Origin of the sequence: Streptomyces malaysiensis subsp. samsunensis, from assembly GCF_024519315.1 — a bacterium.
Lineage (GTDB): Bacteria > Actinomycetota > Actinomycetes > Streptomycetales > Streptomycetaceae > Streptomyces > Streptomyces malaysiensis.
The window spans coordinates 144,821-160,906 of record NZ_JANIIC010000010.1; the positions used below are offsets into that span (position 1 = coordinate 144,821).

The window sequence follows — 16,086 nt, forward strand, 5'->3', positions numbered from 1 at the left end:
CCCGGTTGACCAGGGGCCGACCCCGGGCCGCCGCGCGGCCCGGGGTTCCGGCGTGCCGGGCCTCCGGGGTCCCGGGCCTCGGGCCGCCGGGCCCCGTCGTCACCCGCCGCGCAGTGCCAGCACCGTCTCGACCGTGTCCGCCTGATCCGCCGGCTTGTCCTCCCGGTAGCGCAGCACCCGCGCGAACCGCAGTGTGACGCCCGCCGGATAGCGGGACGAGCGCTGGAGCCCGTCGAAGGCCACCTCCACCACCAGCTCCGGCCGCACCCGCACCACCCAGCCGTCGTCGCTGACCGCGACGCCCAGCAGCGCCTCCGTCTGCCACTCCAGCATCGCGTCGGTGAGCCCCTTGAAGGTCTTGCCCAGCATCAGATACGTGCCGTCCGCCGCCCGCGCGCCCAGATGGAGGTTGGACAGCTTCCCGGTGCGGCGGCCGTGCCCCCACTCCGCCGCAAGCACCACCAGGTCGAGGGTGTGCACCGGTTTGACCTTCAGCCAGGACGCCCCGCGCCGTCCCGCGCCGTACGGCGCCTCCAGCGCCTTGACCAGCACCCCCTCATGGCCCCTGGCCAGCACGTCCGCGGCGAACTCCCGTGCCGCCCGCCGGGTTTCCGGATCCGCCGGGTCGTCGGCCACCAGCCGCCGCACCCGCCGGGGCCCGGGGGTGATCCGGGCCAGTTCGGCATGGCGCTCATGGGCCGGGAGGTCGAGCAGATCGCGGTCGTCCACCACGAGCAGATCGAAGAAGACGGGGGACAGCGGCAGCGCGGCCGACGCCCCGGGCACATCGAGCCGGGAGCCGACCCGTCCGGAGGTCTCCTGGAACGGCCGGGGCCGCCCCTCGGCGTCCAGCAGGATCACCTCGCCGTCGAGGATCGCCCGGTCCACCGCCAGCTCCCGCGCGGCCGTGACGACCTCCGGCAGCCGGTCGGTGATCTCGTCGAGGGTGCGGGTGTAGATCCGTACGTCCGCGCCGTCCCGGTGCACCTGCACCCGGATCCCGTCCAGCTTCTCCTCGACCGCGCACGGCCCCAGCCGGTCCATGGCCTCGTCGAGGTCCTTGGCGCTCCGCGCGAGCATCGGCAGCACCGGCCGCCCCACCTCGAGCCGGAAGTCGGCCAGCGCCTGCGGGCCGCGCGCCAGCAGCGCCCCCGCGACCGCGCCCAGCGAACCGCCGAGCATCACCGCCCGCCGCACCTCGGCGGCCGGTGCGCCCACCGCCTCGGCGAGCCCCTCCACGGCCAGTCCCTCCAGCGCCCCCTGCCGCAGCTCGCCGCCGATCAGGCCGAGCAGAAAGCCCTGCTCCTCCTTGGTCGCGGCGGACAGCAGCTCGCCCACCAGCCGTTTGCGGGCCGCCGTCGCACCGCTGCCGGAGACCGCCGCGACCCGGCTCAGGGCCTCGTCCACATCGAGCACGGTCAGCGTGGGCTCGGCGGCGGGTTCCCGCCGGTGGCGCAGGGTGGACCAGCCCACTCCGGTGCGGCGCTGGGGCAGCTTGCCCGCGAGGTAGGTGATCACCACGGCCGCTTCGGCCGGTTCCGTACGCCGGAACAGCCGGGCCAGCGCGGCGATCTTCTCCGAGCGGGCGGAGGTGGCCGCGACCTGGCGGGAGGTCCGCGCGACATCAGCCAGCAGCATGGCTCCAGCCTGCCCCGCACCCCGGGCGGAAACCAGGTGCGGCGCCCCTCAGGCGGGGTGTCCCGGCTCCGTGTGTCCCGTGTCGCCGCGTCCCGTGTCGCCACGTCCCATGTCCGTGCGGCCCGTGTCCGTGCGGCCCATGTCGGTGCGGCCCGGCTCCGTGCGTCCCATGTCCGCGCGTCCCGTGTCGCCACGTCCCATGTCCGCGCGTCCCGCGCCGCCACGGCTCGGCCCGGCGCACAGCGCCCAGATGACGAGGGCGTCGACGATGAGCAGCACCGTGGCCCAGACCGGGTAGTACGGCAGCCACAGGAAGTTGGCGATCAGAGCCAGACCGGCCAGCACCACACCGGCTACGCGGGCCCACATCGCCCCGGTGAACACCGCGAATCCGGCGACCAGGAGGGCGATGCCCACGCCCAGGTGGACCCATCCCCATCCGGCGAGGTCGAACTGGAAGATATAGCTCTGCGTGACCAGGAACACTCGGTCGGTCTGGATGGCCGAGATGCCCTGGAGCAGGTTCATCAGACCACTGAAGATCATCATGACCGCCGCGAAGACGAGCCATCCGCTCACCGCCCGGTGCATGTGGCCCGGGGCGGCCCCTGTCTGAACTCCACCGGCGTGACTGGCCATGTCGGGCTCCTTCGTCAGGCGCAATCGGCGCCACCATGACACCGATGTGCGGCAATAAGGGTGAATTACCCTTTTTCTTAGATTTGCATAGAGCCTCGCCTTCGGCACCTCGCCCACCGAAGGTCCGCCCAAAGTCCTGTCGCGGAGCCCGCGATGGGGGCGTTCCGTAAGCGACTCGATACGGAAAGTCGTGCGTCGCATGCGGAATGTAAGGGCGCCTGGCCAGTGGAAGCGGAGATTCGCCTTCCAGGAATTCCCGGTGTAGATGTATCTGTATGGCCCGGTTTATGGGTCGATCGTGGGCTGCCCGCATGTTCCCCGGTCGGCGCCCACGGAGTCGGCGCCGGGAGCGCCCGGAGGTGGCGGGCCGGCGCTTTCGATCGTGGCTGAGCGTCCGCAGCGTGGCCGGGCAGGTCTTCGTTCTCCAGCTGGTGATCGTGCTGTTGCTCGGCGCGGCGGCGACCTTCGCCCTCGTGCTCCAGGTGCGGCACGACGCCACCGACGAGGCCCGCGGCCGGTCCATCGCGGTCGCCGAGTCCTTCGCCAACTCCCCCGGTATCGTCCAGGCCCTGCACAGCACCAGTCCCACCAAGGTGCTCCAGCCCAGGGCCGAGGCCGCCCGCAAGGGGTCCGGGCTGGATTTTGTCGTGGTCATGAACACCAGGGGGATCCGGCTCACTCACCCCAATCCCAACCGGATCGGCCAACACTACGTCGGTGTCATCGAGCCGGCGCTGCACGGGCACACCATCACCCATACCGGTCCCGGCACATTGGGGGAGGCGATGGACGCGGTGGCGCCCATCTTCGACAGCCACCACAAGGTCGTCGGTGCGGTCGGCGCGGGGATCACCATCCAGAAGGTGAGCGGGCTCGCCAACCGTCAGCTGCCGCTCCTGGTCGGCGCCGTCTCCGCCTCGCTCGTCCTCGCCACCGGCGGCACCGCGCTGGTGACCAGGCGGCTGCGGCGGCAGACCCGCGGCCTGGATCCGGTCGAGATGACGCGGATGTACGAGCACCATGACGCGGTGCTGCACTCGGTGCGCGAGGGCGTGTTGATCGTCGGCGGCGACGGGCGCCTCGTACTGGCCAACGACGAGGCGTCGCGGCTGCTCGATCTGCCGCTGCGGCCGGAGGGACGGCTGGTGGACGACCTGGGCCTGGAGCCCCATGTCGCCGATGTGCTGGCCTCCGGGCGGGATGTCACCGACGAGGTACTGGTGGCCGGCGACCGGCTGCTGGCCATCAACAACCGGCTGACCGACCGGGCCGGCGGCCCGCCCGGCAGCGTCGCCACCCTGCGCGACTCCACCGAGCTGCGCGCCCTCTCCGGCCGTGCCGAAGTGGCGCAGAAGCGGCTCAAACTGCTCTACGACGCGAGCGTGGAGATCGGCACCACGCTCGATGTGGGCCGGACCGCCGAGGAGCTGGCGCAGGTGGCGGTCGACCGCTTCGCCGACTTCGTCACCGTCGACCTGGCGGAGCCCGTGGCGCGCGGCGATGAGCCGCTGGCGATCGGCGGCGTCGAGATGCGCCGGTCGGCCGTCCACGGCATCCGCTCCGATCCCCCTTTCTATCCGGCCGGCCGGATCTTCTCGTTCGTCCCGTCCTCACCCCAGGCGTTCGGGCTGAGCGGCGGTGAACCGGTCGTGGAGACCGATCTCTCCGAGGCCACCGGCTGGCAGGCCCAGGACCCCGAGCGGACCGCCAAGATCATCGACTACGGCGTCCGATCGCTGGTCACCGTGCCGCTGCGGGCCAGGGGCGTGCTGCTGGGCGTGGTCAACTTCTGGCGCATGAAGCAGCGCGAGCCCTTCGAGGAGGAAGAGGTCTCCCTCGCCGAGGAGCTCGCCTCGCACGCCGCGGTCTGCATCGACAACGCCCGCCGCTACACCCGCGAACACACCATGGCGGTGACCCTCCAGCACAGCCTGCTGCCGCGCGCCCTGCCCACCCAGAGCGCCCTGGACGTGGCCTTCCGCTATCTGCCGGCCGAATCGGGGGTGGGCGGCGACTGGTTCGATGTCATTCCGCTGCCGGGGGCGCGGGTGGCGCTGGTGGTGGGCGATGTGGTGGGGCACGGTCTGCACGCGGCCGCGACGATGGGACGGCTGCGTACGGCGGTGCACAACTTCTCCACGCTCGATCTCCCGCCCGATGAGATCCTCTCCCATCTCGACGATCTGATCGCCCGGATCGACCAGGACGAGGGCCCCGGTGGGCCGAACGGCAGCGGCGGGGGCGGCGGCAGCGAGGGGATCACCGGGGCCACCTGTCTGTACGCGATCTACGATCCCGTCACCCGACACTGCATGATGGCGCGGGCCGGTCATCCACCGCCCGCGCTGGTGCGTCCGGACGGTTCGGTGGAGTTCCTCGATCTGCCCGCGGGGCCGCCGCTGGGCCTGGGCGGGCTGCCGTTCGAGACCGCCGAGGTGGAGCTGGCCGAGGGCAGCCATCTCGTCCTCTATACCGACGGGCTCATCGAGGACCGCCGCCGGGAGATCGACACCGGACTGGAGATGCTGCGCGCCGCCCTGTCCCACCCCGGCCGGACGCCCGACGAGATCTGCACCGAGGTGCTGGACGCGCTGCTGCCCAGCAACCCCAGCGATGACATCGCCCTGATCGCCGCCCGTACCCGGGTCGTGGGTACCGACCGCGTGGCCTCCTGGGACGTGCCGTCCGACCCCGCCGCCGTGGCCGGGGTGCGTGCCGATGTCATGCGGCAGCTGGACGAATGGGGGCTGGACGAGGTCGCGTTCACCGCCGAGTTGGTGCTCAGCGAGCTGATCACCAACGCCATCCGCCACGCCACCGGCCCGATCCGGGTGCAGGTGCTCCGCGACCGCGCCCTGATCTGCGAGGTCTCCGACTCCAGCAGCACCTCCCCGCATCTGCGGTACGCGGCGACGATGGACGAGGGCGGCCGGGGGCTCTTCCTGGTCGCCCAGTTCGCCGAGCGCTGGGGCACCCGCTACACCTCGGACGGCAAGGTCATCTGGGCGGAGCTGGCGATTCCGTAACGGCGCGGGACACGGCGAGGCGGGGCGTCCGCCGCGCGCCCCCATACGACCGGCAGGGCGATGGCCGCCGATGGCGGCGGCATATGCGTCCGGAAGATGACGCTCCACGGCGCCCGGATTTGACGGATCGTCATAATCCATGTGCTGGGAGGGACCGGTCAAAGTGGCGTGACTCCACTAACATGTGGCGCCCACGGCTTGATGTCCGCGTGGTCCAGCCGGAAACCCTCAACGCGCCCATGAGGACCTGATAGATGTCAGCACACATATCCAGCCATCCGTACAAAGGGCCCTCGGTGACGCGGTCGGCCCTGGCCGTCCCGCTGCTGGCAGCCGTCGTCGCCGGTGCGGCGGGACTGTGGGTGACCACCGCGGTCCCATCCGACCAGCGCGCCCTCGTCGCCGTCTTCTGCGGAGCCGCCGCCGTGCTGCTGGGCGTGGCGCTCGCGGTCGCCACCCAGCGTTCGCTGACCATCGGCCGGCTCCGGGAGCGGGTCACGGCGCTGGAGAACGCGTCCGCCGCGCGGGAGATCGAGGCCACCCGGCTCGCCGAGGAAACGATTCCGTCCGCGGTGCGGCAACTGCGCGCGGGCGGCTCGGTGGAGACCGTGGTCACCCGCATGGAGCGCCCCACCAGCAGGGCCCATCAGCAGCTGCTGCGGACGCTGCTGCGCGAGATCGGCGACGGTGAGCGGATGCGCGCCTCCGCGATGGCCGCGTGCGCCAACGCCGCGGGCCGCGTCCAGGCGCTGGCCACCAGCATGCTGGCCGATCTGCGGGAGATGGAGAACCGCCACGACGAAACCGTCCTCGGTGATCTGCTGAAGCTGGACCACACCACCGCCCAGGCGGGCCGGATCGCGGACAGCATCGCGGTGCTGACCGGTGCGCGCTCCGGGCGCCGCTGGACCAAGCCGATCGTCATGGAGTCCGTGCTGCGCGGCGCGATCGGCCGGATCAGCGCCTTCCAGCGGGTACGGGTCCACTCGGCGAGCAACGCCGCGGTGGCCGGTTACGCGGCCGAGGGCGTCATGCACGCCCTCGCCGAACTGATGGACAACGCCGCCAGCTTCTCGCCTCCCACCGAGGAGGTGCATGTGTACGTCGAGGAGACGCACGCGGGCGTCGTGGTCACCATCGAGGACGGCGGACTGGTGATGGGCCCGGCCGCCCTGGACCGCGCCCAGAAGGCCGTCTCCTCCGAGAGCCTGGACCTGATGAGCCTGTCCGGCACCCGGCTGGGCCTCGCGGTCGTCGGCTGTCTGGCCCGTAAGCACGGGCTCACCGTCTCCTTCCGGCCGTCCGCGCGGGGCGGCACCGGCGTGGTCGTCCTGATCCCGCAGCAGCTGATCACGCACCTCAACCAGGACGCCGTGGTCCTCGACACGCCGGGCTCGGTCCGCTCCGGGTTTCCCCGGCAGGCGTCCGCAGGGTCCACCGGGTCTGCCGCGTCCACCGCCACCGCCACCCTGGCCCCCGCCACCTCGCCGTCCACGCCGCCGTCCACCTCGCCTTCGTCCGCGCCGGACCCCGCCGAGCAGCCCTCGCGGGTCAACGGACTGCCCAAGCGGCGCCGTGGCGAGACGCTCGCCGCCGCCACCCGGGCGGCCGCTCAGGCGGCCGAGGAGGAACCCAAGGCCAGGACGAGCCGTCCACGACCCGAGGAAGCCGGAGCCCGCTTCGGCGCCTTCCGCCAGGCGGCCCGGGGTGGTTCCGCCGCCGGTGCCCCGTGTGACACCGAGCCTTCGGTATCCGCGGAGCACACCGAGTCCGCCGAGTCCGCCGAGTCCGCCGAGCCTGCCGAGAACGACAAGCCGTGACAGAAGGAACGCCGATGAACACCACTGACCGCAGCTTGGACTGGTTGTTGGAGAACCTGCTGGAGAAGACCCCGGGCTCGCGCCACGCCCTGGTGCTCTCACGGGACGGGCTCAAGCTGTGCCTCTCCTCCGGGTTGTCCGTGGACCAGGCCGATCAGCTGGCGGCCATCGCGTCGGGCATCCAGAGCCTCGCCCATGGCGCGTCCATCGAGTTCGGCGACGGCAGCGGCGGCGTACGGCAGTCGATGACGGAGTTCCACGGGGGAATTCTGTTCATCGTCGAGGCCGGCGAAGGCGCCCACCTCGCCGTGGTGGCCCATGACGATGCCGATGTCGGCGTCATCGGCCACAACATGAACGAACTGGTCGAGCAGATCGGGGACCATCTGCGCGCCGCTCCGCGGGTGGCCGCGGGCGGCAGCGGCGGCGGGACGAAAGCATGATCCGAGGCCCGCTGGACAAGGAGGGGCCGGACCGGCTGTACACCGTCACCGGCGGCCGCAGCCGGGCCGATGAGAGCCGGTTCGACATGGTCACGCTGATCGTGAGCGAAAGCGACCCCACCCCCGGGATGCAGTCCGAGCACGTCAAGATCCTGCGGATGTGCCGCCGCCCCCTGTCGGTCGTGGAGATCTCCTCGTATCTGGAACTGCCCGTCAGCGTGGTCAAGATCCTGCTGTGCGATCTGCTGGACACCGGCCGGATCACCGCGCGCCATCCGCAGGTGGCCCGCCTCGGCGGTCGGCTGCCCGGGCCCGAAACCCTGAAGAAGGTGCTCGTTGCACTCCAGAATCTCTGAACGCACCGTCAGCACGGTTCTCCACGGCACCGAACAGTCCCCGCTGCGGGAGAGCGCGAGCAACGGTCTCAAGATCGCGATCGTCGGCGGGTTCGGCGTCGGCAAGACGACGATGGTGAAGTCCGTCAGCGAGATCCGCCCGCTCAGCACCGAGGAGACGATGACGCAGGCGGGCGTCGGCATCGACGACTCCTCGTTCGTCCGCAACAAGACCACCACCACGGTGGCCTTCGACTTCGGGCGGATCAGCCTGGACGAGCAGATGGTGCTCTATCTGTTCGGCGCCCCGGGCCAGGAGCGGTTCTGGTTCCTGTGGGACCGGCTCTTCTCCGGCACCCTGGGCGCGGTGGTCCTGGTGGACACCAACCGGCTGTCCGACTCCTGGTACGCGCTGGACCGGCTGGAGCACCACGGCACACCGTTCATCGTGGCCCGCAACAACTTCACCGAGCCGCGGCACACGCTGGAGGAGGTGCGGGAATCGCTCGACCTCCCGCCCGATGTGCCGATGATCGACTGCGACGCCCGCAAGCGCGACTCCAGCAAGGCCGTACTGGTCGCGCTCGCCCGCTACCTCTACTCCCTGTCCACCAACGGCGCCGCCGGGGAGAGCACCGCGTGACCACCCCTGACCTCACCTCCCCGTCCGGGCCCGTCTTTCCGTCGGCCCCGGCGCCGCCCGACGGGGTGGTGCCCGCCGGGTCGGTGCCACTGGACTACCAGCGGTTCCGGGACGAACCGCTGGAGTTCTACCGGGAGCTGCGCCGGGAGCACGGCCCGGTGGTGCCCATCCTGCTGGACGGGAAGATCCCGGTCTGGATGGTGCTCGGCTATCGCGAGGTGGTCCGGGTGACCACCGACCCCAACCGCTTCGCCCGCGACTCCCGCCGCTGGCACTCCTGGCATCTGGTGCCGCCCGACTGGGAGTTGACGACCTTCGTCGGCTACCGCCCGACCGGGCTCTTCAGCGAGGGCGCCGACCACCAGCGGCGGTCCGAGGCCATCTGCGACGGTCTGGCCTCGGTGGACCAGTTCGAGCTGCGCGCCCAGTGCGAGCGCGTCGCCGACCAGCTGATCGACACCTTCGCGGGCAGCGGCCGCGCCGATCTGGTGGCCGAGTACGCCGGCCAGATCCCGCTGCGGGTGGTGACCCGGCTGTACGGCCTGGACGACGCCGAATCCGCCGCCCTCCAGGACGATTCGCTCCACCTCACCGGGTCCGAGGCCCCCGTCGCCCTCCAGAGGATGCAGACCCGCATGGAGGCGCTGATCGAGCGCGTCCGGGAGAACCCCGACCAGGTCAGCGTCGCCGCCCATCTGGTGTCCCATCCGGCCGGGCTCACCGACGACGAGATCATCAACGATCTGCTCGGCTCCATCTACGCCGTCCAGCAGCCCACCAGCGACCTGATCGGCAACGCCCTCCGGCTCATGCTGACGGACGAACGGTTCGCCATCACCCTCTCCGGCGGCCGCCGCAGCGTCGGCCAGGCGCTCAACGAGGTGCTGTGGGAGGACACCCCGGTCCCGTTCTGGATCGGCCGCTGGGCCGCCGAGGACACCATGCTCGGCGGACAGCGCATCAGAAAGGGGGACTGCCTGATGCTGGGCCTCGCCGCGGCCAACGCCGACCCCGACGTCCGCCCGGACTTCCACTCCGGCGCCGGCGGCAACCAGGCCCATATGGCCTTCAGCCACGGCAAACACGGCTGCCCCCCGGCCGCCCGCGAAATCGCCGAGGTCATCGCCACCGCCGCCATCGAGGTCCTCCTCGACCGCCTCCCGGACGTCACCCTCTCCGTCCCCCCGGCCGACCTCGACTGGCGAGTCACCCTGGTGATGCGCGGGGTGGCCGCCCTCCCGGTCCAATTCACCCCGGCCCATCTGCACTGACCCTTCGTCCCGGCCTTGTCCCCCGGCGGTGCGTTGCCACCGCTGGGAGACGAAAAGGGCACCGGATTTCCCATATGGCGCGGGCGAGGGCGTAGCGTGGAAGCCACATTCGCCCGATATCTGATGGTGAGTTGGGGGCCGGGACCATGGGCTGTGAGGACGAGCGGGGGCTCGGGGACCGGATCGCTCGGTTCCGGGTCCGGCGCAAGCTCACCCAGGAGCGGCTCGCCGAACGGGCGGAGCTGTCCGTGGACGTGGTGCGCAAACTGGAACAGGGGCAGCGGCAGACGGCGCGGCTCTCGACGATCAACGCCCTCGCCCGCGCACTCGATGTGGAACCGTCCGTACTGATCGGTCAGCCGACCACTTTCGAGGCCCGCCAGGAGGGCGACTCGCCGTCCGTGCTCGCGCTGCGGCAGGCCATCTCCCCACTGACCGAACTCCTCGGAGAGGACGCCGACCCCGAGGCTCCGCCCACCGTCGGCGCGCTGCGCGCCGCGTTACGTTCCACCGAACGCATCCGCCGCGAGGGCCGGATGGCCGAAATCGGCGTCCTGCTGCCTCAACTCATCCGGGACGCCAGGACGGCGGCCCGTGCCCACGGCGGCGCCGATTCCGCCGCGGCTCATGCGGTGCTGGCCGAGGCGTATCAGGTGGCGGCCACCACGCTGGCCGCACTGGGCAAGGAGGATGCCGGTTTCACGGCGCTGGAGCGCTCCATGGAGGCCGCCAGGCGGTCGGACGATCCGCACCTCGAGACCATGGGCGTCTCCACGTTGTCGTGGATCCTCACCAAGCAGGGCCGGCTGGAGGACGCCGAGCGCGTCGCCCTGACCGCCGCCGAGCGGACCGAGCCAGGATTCCGGTCCCGGCCCATCGATCTGTCCCTGTGGGGAATCCTGCTGCTGCGTGCGGCGACCGCGGCCGTGCGACGCGGCAAGCACGACACCGTGGACGAACTGCTCAACATGGCGACGGCCGCCGCCTCCCGCATCGGGGAGGACCGTCTCGACTACGCCACACCGTTCGGCCCGACCAACGTCGGTGTCGCCAAGGTCAATTTCCTGGTGGAGATGGAGCGCGGCGCAAAGGCGCTGACCGCGGCCCGGACCGTCCCCGAACTCCACCGGCTTCCGCCGACTTGGCGCGCCCGGTTCCATGTCGATCGCGCCCTGGCCTGTGTGGACCTCGGCAAGGACGACAGCGCCATTCGCGCTCTCCTGGTCGCGGAGGGCGACGCACCGGAGTGGATGCGCTACCACGGAACGGCCCGGCGGGTGGTTGCGGAACTGCGGGGTCGTGAGCGCCGCCGCACCTCCCCCGTGACCGAATTGGCCGACCGGCTCAACCTGGACGGGTAGGACACGGCGTCCCACCCCCGCGTCAATGTAGTACGTACGGTAACTGTCCGGTCGCTCTCAGCGGTCATAGCGTGCGCTCACGTTCACGAACCGCGAGGTCCGCCATGATTGTGACCACCACCCGCTCCTCCGGGCACCCCGGCTACACCGAGACCCTGCCGTGCACGGCCCAGAGCGCCGCCACGGCTCGTCGTCTCGTCCGTACTGCGCTGGCGGTCTGGGGCATAGAGCACTGCGTCGACGCCGCCACCCTCATCGTCTCGGAGCTGGTGGCCAACGCGGTGGACCACACCGACACCCGCGTCATCCGCGTTACCGTCACCCGTCCCGCGCCTGGCTTGGTCCGCGTCGCCGTGGTGGACAAGTGCCGCACACTGCCGGTGCCGCGCACCGCCGGAGCCGACGACGAGCGCGGTCGGGGCCTGGCCGTGGTGGAGGAGTGCGCCTGGCGATGGGGGATCGATCGGCTGCCCTGGGGGAAGCGGGTGTGGGGCGAGTTGCGATGTGGGATCGACGGGTGAGGCCCATGGGACCGGGGCCGGGTAGGCCGCCAATGACACCGAGGGGAGCGTGTGAATGAACCGATCCCGATCCGTTGGGGCAGAGACGTGGCAGGTCGGGCCTGTCCCGGGCCGTGGTCTGCGCCACGCGCGGGATGGCCACCTGGAACTGCCGCTTCAGGCCGTCCGCTCCGGGCAGCACGTCGCCCTTGCCTCGCTGGTGTTGACGGTCGCCGAGGCGGAGCAACTGCACGCGGCTCTGTGTTACGCGCTGGGTGCTTGGGCCCCTCCTACGGACGCACCAGAGTGCCGTGAACCGGTCCGCTACCCCGGAGGCCGACAGCGGTACTGAGGCCCGGCCCAGCCGTCGTTCGCGGGCACTCCCATCGGCCACGCGCCGGTCAAGGGGGCGGGGCGCGTGGACTGGATCGACGAGTACACCGACCGTTTTGGCGCCCTGCCCGCTGTGTGGTTCGCCGACGCTTCCGGCAAGATCGACACGGAGATCCTCAGCGGGTACGAACGCACCGGGACCGTGGTCGCCAATTGGGACTGTTCGCCGGTGCCGAGCGGTGGCGATGGCGACGACGAGGTTGCGACACCGACGCGGACCGCGACCGCGCGACGGTCATGACCACGTCGGCAACAGGGCCTCGGCGGACCCAATCCGCCAGGGCCCTGCCCGCACCTCGGCTACTGAGCCAGGTGAGCGTCGGCGACGCCGCGGCGGTGGGCCTCGGGCCGTACATGAATGCCGTAGCCGGGAACTGCCCGTATCTGACTCCGGCGACGCGGACCGGGCAGACCCGGTGGATGCGCTACCAGCCGGCTCCGGGCAGCGATTTGGAGACCATTGCCTCCAAAGTCCAGCCCACCAACACGCTGGTCACCGAGGACGGAACGGCAATGCTGATCGACTATGCGCTGGCGTGCGGTCCTGTGACTGCCGGTCGGCCCGATCTGGAGACCGACCGCGTGCCGTACCGTGGGGCTCTCACCCACACCACGGCTCCGGAAATCGCCCAAGCCGTGCTGGACACCTCCGAGTCCGAGCACATCCCCGTCGTGGCGGCATCCGATGTATGGGCACTGGGCGCGTCGCTGTTCTGGTGCTGGACCGGGCAGCGGCCCGTGCCCTATCACGAGCCGAACGGTTCGAGAGAGGGAAAGCTGCGGGATATCGCCGAGGGACTTACACGTGATCTCGCCTTGGCGCGACCGTGGCCTTTCCCGGCATTCGAAGAGGCCCTGATGGCCTGTCTGCATCCGGATCCGGATAAGCGTCCCACATCCGGCGAACTGACAGCCCTCCTCGCCGGAATGGCCCCGTGAAGGCGCGGCGTGCCACGAGGGCCGACGCACGAGAGCTCGTACGGCTGCGCCATGTCATGTTCACCAGCCTGGGGCCGACGCCCTCGGACGACAGGTGGATGCGAAGGTGCCTGGGTGCCTTCGCTGAGCGGCTGGCGCATGATCCGTCGTTCGCGGCGTTCGTGATCGGTGTCCCCGGCTCTGGCCCACTGCTGTCCTGTGCCGTTGGCGAATACACAAGACGACCCCCCAGCCCTCGATCCACCGCCGCCAACGTAGGACACGTGCACTCCGTGATCACCAACCCCGCGCACCGGCGCAACGGCCACGGGCGGGCCTGCCTGATCGCCCTCTTGCAGTGGCTCGCCGAACACGACTGCTCACACGTACAGCTCCGTGCCTCGGCCGAAGGGCACGCGCTGTACGAACAGCTCGGCTTCAACACCGTGGACGACGCCCACATGGTGTGGATGCCGCCGACAGTGTGAGATTGGGCGGGGGCAGAGGGCGGTCATCGAGTGGAGCTCGGCCCCCCTGCCCCCTCGAACGACCGGTCATTCCTCCGCGTCGCGGACCAGGAGTGCGATCTGTACCCGGTTTTCGACGGCCAGCTTGGCGAACAGGTTGCCGGTGTGTGCCTTGACGGTCGCGATGCTGATGTGCAGCCGCTGGGCGATCTCCGGGTTGCCCAGTCCGTCCGCGATGGCGCGGGCGGTTTGGAGTTCTCGTTCGGTCAGTGCGGACAGCTGCTGCCGGGCGGCTTCGCGGGATGAGTCGCGGGCGTGGGAGGACCGCGGGCTGGTGGCTGCGGCGATCACTCGTGCCGTGGCCGCTGGTGACAGCACGGGGTTGCCGTCCGCGACGGTCCGTACCGCGTCGAGGATGTGCGGCGGTGGGGTGTCCTTGAGGACGAACCCGAGTGCTCCGGCGTGCAGTGCGCCGAGCACCAGATCGTCGGAGTCGAATGTGGTCAGCATGAGCACCCGCGGCGGCGCCGGTCGGGCGAGGAGTTCCCGGGTCGTGCTGAGACCGTCGCGGCCGGGCATCCGTACGTCCATCAGCACGACGTCCGGCCGGTGCTCGTTCACCACGGTGATCGCGGCGTCCCCGTCGGCCGCCTCCGCGACGACGCTCAGGTCCGGCTCGCCGTCGATGACGAGCCGCAGCGCCATGCGCACCAGCTGTTCGTCGTCGACGATGACGATACGTACCGGGTCCCGACGGCTGTCCACTCATGTTCTCTTTTCGTGCGTGGGGTTCGGCCAGGGTAGTCGTGCGGTGAGGAGGTATCCGCCGTCGGGTGTGGGGTGGTGGTCGAGTTCTCCGCCGGCGAGGTTGATTCGTTCGGTGAGGCCGAGCAGACCGAATCCCGAGGCCGGTGGCTGTGCGGTTGGTGTGGTGGCCGCGGAGTTGCGGACGCTGACACCGAGTGTGTCGCCCGCCGTGCCTTCGAGGGTGATGTGTACGTGTGCGCCCGGGGCGTGTTTGACGGCGTTGGTCAGTCCTTCCTGGACGATCCGGTAGCAGGTTCGTCCCACGACATCGGATGGTGTTCCCGTCACGGTGGTGGTGAGCGTGACGTCCAGTCCGGAGGCGCGGGCGTCGTCGACCAGTCCGGGGATGCGGTCGAGGGAGGGTTGTGGTGGTTCCGGGCGGCCCGGGTCGGCTCGGAGTACCCCGAGGACATCCCGTAGTTCTTCCAGGGCTTGGTGGGAGCCGTCGGCGATGCCGCGGATCAGCACGCGGGTCTCCTCGGCGGTGAGGTTGCCGCGGTGGTCCAGCACTCCGGCCTGCATGGCGACCAGGGAGATCCGGTGCGCGAGTACGTCGTGCATCTCGCGGGCGATCCGGTTGCGTTCCAGGGCCCGTGCCTGCGCCGCTCGTGCGGTCTGTTCCCGTTCCGCGCTCTCCGCCCGCTCTCGCAAGGACCGCACTTCGACCCGTCGCGCGCCGATGGCCATGCCCGCGGCCACCGCGATGCCCGCGATCAGCACCGAGAAAGAGAGCTGGAGCCACAACGAGCTGGGCGGGCTCTGGATCGAGTAGAACGCGGAGAACTGTGACGCGGTCACGAAGGCCAGCCCGACGGCCCCGATCTCTACCGGACGGCGACGAGTGGAGATCGAGCCCAGCGCCAGAAGCGCGGCGCCGGTGGCGAGTGCCGACGCGGTCGAGGCGATCGCGACCGTCATGGCGACAGTGAGCGGGAACCGCCGCCGCCACAGAAGCACCACCAGGCAGCCGAGAGCGACCAGCGGATCACCGATGAGGAACCACGAGCCGGTTTCGGCCGACTGCCCCCGTAGCAGCACACCGGTGGAGAGCCAGATCGGGATGCCCACCGCCGCGGCCGCCGTCAGCCGCCAGGTCTGCTGCCACCACCCGAGCCGTGGCGCGACGTCAGTGTTCACCTGGTCATTATCGCGACACCGTGCGGCCGGCGAGTCGGACCGAGGGCTGATGCGCCCTAGACCAGAGTCGAAGCACCGCCTCGCCCGCGGTCGAGGTCGGTTCTGGCCGCCGGGCCGATGTGCCGGCCGCGCCGTCGGGACAGGCTCGGTCATGTGCTGAGACAACCGGATACGAGACGGAGAAGCGCGATGCGCGAGGGTGGCTTAGCGGCGCTCGAGGCGGTCGGGATGGTGATCACGGCCCTGGCCGGCCAAGCGGTGATCCACGGTCTGCTCGACCGGGACTCCGAGCCGCTTTGGGGCATCTTCAACGGGGTTCCGGGCGGCCTTGCCGGCCAGCTGGTCCTCCTCGGATTCATCGGGCTCGTCGCCATGGTGTCCGGTGGCTGGGCACACACCCGCCGGGGACCGACCGGACACCGACCGGGCCGGTGATTCCGGGGGAATCCGCGGCCGGGAAACGGCCTGACGCGATCCGGGACGATGCGATCCGGGGCGCGATCCGGAACGACGCGATCCGAACGACGGACTCGCTCCTACCGCACCACCGGAGGAACGCCGGTGGCCTGTTCAACCACGGCACGCGGCCGACGACCGGGCCCGCCGGGCCCGCTGAGCCCGCCGGGCCCGCTGAGCCCGCGCCGTTCCGGCGCCCCGTGTGCCTCGTGCACCCCTTCAGGAGGACATC

General features: G+C 70.8%; 16 protein-coding genes. 12 read left to right on the plus strand and 4 right to left on the minus strand.

What is annotated here, in order from left to right; genetic code table 11:
• Nucleotides 1–99: 99 nt before the first annotated feature.
• Entirely contained in the window at nucleotides 100–1,638 is a 1,539-nt protein-coding gene (locus NQU54_RS11580) for an ATP-dependent DNA ligase (RefSeq protein WP_257630973.1), read from the minus strand.
• Nucleotides 1,639–1,686: 48 nt separating this feature from the next.
• Nucleotides 1,687–2,277 (minus strand): DUF7144 family membrane protein, encoded by a 591-nt coding sequence (locus NQU54_RS11585; protein WP_441005740.1) that lies wholly within the window; start codon nucleotides 2,275–2,277, stop codon nucleotides 1,687–1,689.
• 275 nt (nucleotides 2,278–2,552) lie between these two features.
• Between NQU54_RS11585 and NQU54_RS11590 the strand changes: the two genes are divergently transcribed.
• The 11 genes from NQU54_RS11590 to NQU54_RS11640 all read left to right on the plus strand — a co-directional run bounded on the left by NQU54_RS11590 (nucleotide 2,553) and on the right by NQU54_RS11640 (nucleotide 13,475).
• Nucleotides 2,553–5,303, plus strand: a complete 2,751-nt coding sequence (locus NQU54_RS11590) for a SpoIIE family protein phosphatase (RefSeq protein ID WP_372505850.1) — start codon at nucleotides 2,553–2,555, stop codon at nucleotides 5,301–5,303.
• A 254-nt stretch (nucleotides 5,304–5,557) separates the two neighbouring features.
• On the plus strand, nucleotides 5,558–7,123 hold the full coding sequence (locus NQU54_RS11595; protein WP_257630975.1) for a sensor histidine kinase: 1,566 nt from the start codon (nucleotides 5,558–5,560) through the stop codon (nucleotides 7,121–7,123).
• 14 nt (nucleotides 7,124–7,137) lie between these two features.
• The gene (locus NQU54_RS11600; RefSeq protein WP_257630976.1) at nucleotides 7,138–7,566 is read left to right on the plus strand and encodes a roadblock/LC7 domain-containing protein; all 429 of its coding nucleotides are present in this window, start codon (nucleotides 7,138–7,140) and stop codon (nucleotides 7,564–7,566) included.
• Nucleotides 7,563–7,922, plus strand: a complete 360-nt coding sequence (locus NQU54_RS11605; protein ID WP_167502444.1) for a DUF742 domain-containing protein — start codon at nucleotides 7,563–7,565, stop codon at nucleotides 7,920–7,922. The genes NQU54_RS11600 and NQU54_RS11605 overlap by 4 nt, the downstream gene beginning before the upstream one ends.
• Nucleotides 7,903–8,544, plus strand: coding sequence for a GTP-binding protein (locus NQU54_RS11610; RefSeq protein WP_257630977.1), 642 nt, complete (start codon nucleotides 7,903–7,905; stop codon nucleotides 8,542–8,544). Before NQU54_RS11605 ends, NQU54_RS11610 begins: the two co-directional genes overlap by 20 nt.
• Nucleotides 8,541–9,815: a cytochrome P450 gene (locus NQU54_RS11615; RefSeq protein ID WP_257630978.1), complete on the plus strand. Its 1,275-nt coding sequence runs from the start codon at nucleotides 8,541–8,543 to the stop codon at nucleotides 9,813–9,815. Before NQU54_RS11610 ends, NQU54_RS11615 begins: the two co-directional genes overlap by 4 nt.
• 146 nt (nucleotides 9,816–9,961) lie before the next feature.
• Nucleotides 9,962–11,176 carry a helix-turn-helix domain-containing protein gene (locus tag NQU54_RS11620; protein ID WP_257631010.1) on the plus strand — a complete coding sequence of 405 codons (1,215 nt, stop codon included), beginning with the start codon at nucleotides 9,962–9,964 and terminating at the stop codon, nucleotides 11,174–11,176.
• A 104-nt stretch (nucleotides 11,177–11,280) separates the two neighbouring features.
• Nucleotides 11,281–11,697 carry an ATP-binding protein gene (locus NQU54_RS11625; protein WP_257630979.1) on the plus strand — a complete coding sequence of 139 codons (417 nt, stop codon included), beginning with the start codon at nucleotides 11,281–11,283 and terminating at the stop codon, nucleotides 11,695–11,697.
• A gap of 397 nt (nucleotides 11,698–12,094) precedes the next feature.
• A complete protein-coding gene (locus NQU54_RS11630; protein ID WP_257630980.1) occupies nucleotides 12,095–12,310 on the plus strand; it encodes a hypothetical protein in 216 nt (71 codons plus the stop codon).
• Nucleotides 12,311–12,381: 71 nt separating this feature from the next.
• Nucleotides 12,382–13,008, plus strand: coding sequence for a protein kinase family protein (locus tag NQU54_RS11635; protein ID WP_257630981.1), 627 nt, complete (start codon nucleotides 12,382–12,384; stop codon nucleotides 13,006–13,008).
• A 98-nt stretch (nucleotides 13,009–13,106) separates the two neighbouring features.
• Nucleotides 13,107–13,475 (plus strand): GNAT family N-acetyltransferase, encoded by a 369-nt coding sequence (locus NQU54_RS11640; protein ID WP_257631011.1) that lies wholly within the window; start codon nucleotides 13,107–13,109, stop codon nucleotides 13,473–13,475.
• 66 nt (nucleotides 13,476–13,541) lie between these two features.
• Here the strand turns inward: NQU54_RS11640 and NQU54_RS11645 are convergent, their stop codons facing one another.
• Both NQU54_RS11645 and NQU54_RS11650 read right to left on the minus strand, forming a co-directional pair.
• Nucleotides 13,542–14,219, minus strand: coding sequence for a response regulator transcription factor (locus NQU54_RS11645; RefSeq protein ID WP_257630982.1), 678 nt, complete (start codon nucleotides 14,217–14,219; stop codon nucleotides 13,542–13,544).
• Nucleotides 14,220–15,398 (minus strand): sensor histidine kinase, encoded by a 1,179-nt coding sequence (locus NQU54_RS11650; protein WP_257630983.1) that lies wholly within the window; start codon nucleotides 15,396–15,398, stop codon nucleotides 14,220–14,222. It lies immediately after the preceding gene.
• A 189-nt stretch (nucleotides 15,399–15,587) separates the two neighbouring features.
• On the opposite strand from NQU54_RS11650, the gene NQU54_RS11655 reads away from it, so the two are divergent.
• Nucleotides 15,588–15,833 (plus strand): hypothetical protein, encoded by a 246-nt coding sequence (locus tag NQU54_RS11655; protein ID WP_257630984.1) that lies wholly within the window; start codon nucleotides 15,588–15,590, stop codon nucleotides 15,831–15,833.
• Nucleotides 15,834–16,086 lie beyond the last annotated feature (253 nt).